This is a genomic window from Sphingomonas sp. LH128, assembly GCF_000293195.2.
Lineage (GTDB): Bacteria > Pseudomonadota > Alphaproteobacteria > Sphingomonadales > Sphingomonadaceae > Novosphingobium > Novosphingobium resinovorum_A.
The window spans coordinates 1-4624 of sequence record NZ_ALVC01000287.1 but is presented as its reverse complement, the minus strand read 5'-3'; the positions used below and the strand labels follow the sequence as shown (position 1 = coordinate 4624).

General features: G+C 65.6%; 2 protein-coding genes. One reads left to right on the top strand and one right to left on the bottom strand.

All coding sequences use genetic code 11. From position 1 onward, the window contains the following. Positions 1-141: 141 nt before the first annotated feature. Positions 142-2517 (bottom strand): TonB-dependent receptor, encoded by a 2376-nt coding sequence (locus LH128_RS21260; RefSeq protein ID WP_008831748.1) that lies wholly within the window; start codon positions 2515-2517, stop codon positions 142-144. 238 nt (positions 2518-2755) lie between these two features. On the opposite strand from LH128_RS21260, the gene LH128_RS21255 reads away from it, so the two are divergent. Continuing rightward, a complete protein-coding gene (locus tag LH128_RS21255; RefSeq protein WP_202950127.1) occupies positions 2756-4456 on the top strand; it encodes an arylsulfatase in 1701 nt (566 codons plus the stop codon). The last annotated feature ends 168 nt before the right edge of the window (positions 4457-4624 follow it).

The following is a 4624-nucleotide window of genomic DNA, read 5'->3' as shown; positions in this document are numbered from 1 at the left end:
CCGGCTCCACCGGCCGTTATCTGTATGTCCGTGCCGGACTGAGTTGGTAACAGTCCGTGAACATCTGGCCGCCGTGCGTGAAGCTGACGGCCAGATGATCGGTCGATGGTGTAGGCAGGTCGCCACACCATGGCTTAAAGATCAGAATTTCGTCCTGAGCGTGACACCGTACGTGCGCGGATCGCCCAGCGTGCCGGTGACTGCGCCGGTAGTTCCCGCGGACAGGCTCAGATAATAGAGCTTGTTTGTCAGGTTGCGCGCCCAAAGCTGAACGTCGAGCACTCCGTCGAGCGCCCGAAAGCCGATGCGTGCGTTGACCAGCGAATAGCCTGGGATCAGCGAGTAGCGCGAAAGGCTTGCAGTGGTGTTGAAGTCGGACCGGTAGCTGTAGTCAGCGCCGAGATAGACCTCGCTGTCGCGGCCGAGCACCGATCCTACGCCCTGACGCGCCTCGCCGCCGGTGGAGGCCGCCCACTTCGATACGCCCGGCAGACGCCGTCCGCTCAGATCGCAGGTGGTCTGCCCGGTGACCTCGATCGGGCACGGCGCATTGGGATAGTCCACGTATTTCGCATCGGTGAACGCGCCCGAGGCGTAGAGTGAGAGCCACGGCGCCGGATTTGCGCGCAGGTCCGCCTCGAAACCGCGCGTGCGCACTTTGCCGACGTTGGTGAAGTAGGACTGGTTGTTGCGCTCCACATCGACCACGGTAGTTTGGTAATCGCTGTCGTCGGTCCAGAACGCGGCGAGGTTGGCGGTCAGCCTGTTGCCGAACCACGCGGTCTTCACGCCCAGTTCGTAGCTGTCGATCGTCTCGGGCTTGATGACCGGATCGGCGGCGAAGGCGCCCGTCGTCACGATGTTGGCAAGGTTCAGGCCGCCGAACTTGTGGCCGCGCCCATATGTCGCATAGACCAGTTCGTCGGGCGTGACCTTCCAAGACAGCGTCGCCGAGCCGGACAGGCGGCCTTCCTTCGTGCTGGCGGAATAGGAATTGGCGACGCCGTAACGCGACCGGATCGTGTTGGCGGCGGCAAGCTGCGCGGTGGTCAGCCCGTCGAGGCTGGCGCCGGTGGCGGTCTGCTCGAACCAGCCGGTCTTCGTCTCATACGTGTAGCGCAGGCCCGTAGTGAGATCGAGCGTGGGCGTCACGTGCCAGATCGTCTGGCCGAAGGCGGCGTAGCTGTTGGTCACAGGGCGCGAGTGGCCGAGGATGGTGTAGCCGTTGAGCGCGGCGGCAGCGGCGGTGCGGTCCACGCTGGGCGCCACGAACCATGCGGCGGCATCGCTGCCATAGGCATTCAGCGACTCGGCATCGATCGCCTGCCACAGGTAGTAGAGCCCCGCGACGTAATCGACCTTGCGCGTGCCTTCCGAGGCGATGCGCAGTTCCTGGCTGAACTGGCGCTGCTCGTTGCTCTGGTGGAAGTCGGTGCCGGCATCGAGGCTGGTGGAATCGCCGTCATTGTGCGGATACCAGTTCCATGCGCGGTAGGCGGTGACCGAGGTGATCGTATTGCCCGGGATGGTGAGGTCGGCGATCGAGGTCACGCCCCACTGGTTCATCTTGTAGCGCGGATTGGCGTCCACATCGACCTGCCGCGCCGAAGGGTCGATCGGCAGCGGCGTATAGCCGGTGCGCGCGGCGCGGGCGTAGTAGTTGTTCGCGAACGCGGTGCCGTTGTCGTACTGGGTCAGTACGCCGGTCAGCACTGCCGCCGCCGTCTTGGAATGCTGGCGGCCATAGTCACCGATCAGGCGCAGCTTGAAGTTGCTGGCAGGCGTGAACAGCAACTGCCCGCGCAGGCCGAAATCGTGATAATCCTGCGTGTCCGAACCGTCATAGCGGTTGGTCATGTAGCCGTCGCGGTCGGTCTTCGAGACGTAGAGGCGCGCGGCCAGCAGGTCATCCACTAAGGCGCCGCTGGCATAGGCATGGATCTGCCGGAAATCGTAATTCCCGAAGGTCACGTCGCCGCCCGCCTCGGGCTCGAACGTTGGCGACTTGGTGGTGACGACGACCGCGCCCGCCGACGTGTTCTTGCCGAACAGCGTGCCCTGCGGCCCGCGCAGCACTTCGATGCGCTCCACATCCGAAAGGTCGAACACTGCCTGTCCGGGCCGCGCGAGGTAGACCTGATCGACATAGACGCCGACCGCCGGCTCCAGCCCGTCGTTGTAGACCGAGACGTTGTTGCCCAGCCCGCGGATGTTGATGCTGGTGTTGCGCGGGTTGGTGTTGGTGACGACGAGACTGGGAGTCAGTTGCTGCAGGTCGCGCAAGTTGTAGGTGCGCGTCGCGGCCAGCTGCTCGCCGCCGAAGGCATTCGCGGCCACCGGCACGTCCTGGATGCGCTCGTTGCGGCGACGGGCGGTGACCATGATATCGAGGCCTCCACCAACTTCTGCGTCGGCAGCGGCTTCGGCGGCTGGTGCCTCTTCGGCGTATGCGGGGACGGCAGCCAGCGCGCTCGACCCGAGCAGGGCGAGCGTGGTGGCACGCAGGAACGTGTTCATGAAAAGACCCTCATTGGATGATGCGACCGGCGACCGGACGGCCGCCTTAAACTCAACTATTTGAGTAGAGAACTCACTGCTTGCGACAACAAAGATTCTCTACATAACTGGTAGAGTAAAACTTTGTGGGCCACCGGAGGCGCTCTCGTTAGGTCTTGCGCTCCCACGCATCGCCACGAACGGAACCGACGTGACCCGCAAGGCCGCCCTGATTGCCGCCGCTCTCATGAGCACTCTGATGACCCGTCCCGCCGCTGCGCAGGCGCTTCCCGCCGCGCCAGTGCCTGCATCGGCTGCCGCACCGGGCACTACGCAGAGTGCTGCGCGTCCGAACTTCCTCGTCATCGTCGCCGACGATCTCGGCTGGTCGGACCTCGGCGCCTTCGGGGGCGAAATCGCGACGCCCAACCTCGACGCGCTGGCCAACAGCGGCGTGCGCTTCACCGGCTTTCACACCGCGCCGACATGTTCACCGACCCGCTCGATGCTACTGAGCGGCGTGGACAACCACGAAGCCGGGATCGGGACCATGGTGGAATCGCGCCCCGCCACCCTTGCCGATCGGCCCGGCTACGAAGGCTATCTCAACGACCGCGTCGCGTCGATCGCGGAGCTGCTGCAACAGGGCGGCTACCGCACGCTGATGTCCGGCAAGTGGCACCTCGGCCTCACCGAGGATCGCGGCCCGGCGGCGCGCGGGTTCGACCATTCCTATGCGCTGCTGCAGGGGCTGGGCAATCACTTCGGCGCCGACCAGAATGCGGCGTGGACCAGGGCTAAGGCCAATTCGCTCTACCGGCAGGACGGCAAGCTGGTGCAGTTCCCGGTCGGTCACTACTCGGCGGACCAGTTCGCCGACAAGCTGATCGGCTTCCTTGATGAAGGGGCCGCCGACAAGCGCCCGTTCTTTGCCTACCTCACCTTCACGACACCGCACTGGCCGATGCAGGCGCCTGCCGAGACGATCGCGAAGTACAAGGGCCGCTACGATGCCGGCTACGAAGTGCTGCGCGCGCAGCGGCTCGAGCGGCAGAAGAAGCTCGGTCTCGTCGCGCTCGACCAGCAGCCCCATGCGCTCGACGGCGTGAAGCCGCGGGACAGCCTGACCGTGGAACAGAAGGCCTTTGAGGCGCGCAAGATGGAAGTCTACGCCGCGATGGTCGACCGCATGGACCAGAACGTGGGCCGCGTGGTCGCCGAACTGAAACGCACCGGCCAGTACGACAATACGGTCATCGTGTTCCTGTCCGACAACGGCCCCGAGGGCAGCGAGATCGACGCCCCGTTCCAGGTCCGCGGCGTGCCGGGCGGCGCGAAGAAACTGGGCATCGACAACCGGCTGGAGAACATCGGCAACGCCACCTCCTACGTCGGCTACGGCGCGGGCTGGGCGCAGGCCAACAGTACCCCGTCGTGGCTGGTGAAGGGCTATCCCACCGAAGGCGGCACGCGGGTCTCGGCTTTCGCCTCGGGCAAGGACGTCGTCGGCAATCGTATCGCACGCGGCTATCTGAGCGTCACCGACATCGCGCCGACCCTGCTCGACCTTGCCGGGCTGACCCAGCCGACCACTTATAAGGGCCGCACGATCCTGCCGTTCGAGGGGCACAGTCTGGTCCCCGTCCTTGCCGAGAAGGCCAGCGAAGTGCGCTCGCCGGACGAGCCGGTCGGCACCGAGCTGTTCTATCGCCGCGCGCTGCGCAAGGGCGACTGGAAGGCTGTCTATCTGCCCAAGTCCGGCTCGACTTATCCGCGCGACGGCGTTGGCGAGGGCAAGTGGCAGCTCTTCAACCTCGCGACCGATCCGGCCGAAAGCACCGACGTTGCCGCCAGCCATGCGGACAAGCTGGCCGAACTGACAGCGGACTGGGATCGCTACGCCGCAGAGAAGGGCGTGGCACTTCCCGAGGATGCCGCAACCCCTGCGGCAAAGCCCTGAAGCGGGCGGCTTGAGCGGGCGGGGGCGTGCCGGGTGCGTTGCCCGGTGCGCTGCCAGCCGCTAGGCCCGGGGTCGAGGATAAGGACGGGTGATCGGTTTGCAGGACGACATCGCAATGACGGGTATGCAGCTTGAGGCGCCGGCCGGGATGGTCCGTATTCCCGGCGG

Bases quoted from the DNA above. Each gene is read 5' to 3' on its own strand.
- LH128_RS21260 (WP_008831748.1), bottom strand. From the start codon at position 2,517: ATGAACACGTTCCTGCGTGCCACCACGCTCGCCCTGCTCGGGTCGAGC.
- LH128_RS21255 (WP_202950127.1), top strand. From the start codon at position 2,756: ATGACCCGTCCCGCCGCTGCGCAGGCGCTTCCCGCCGCGCCAGTGCCT.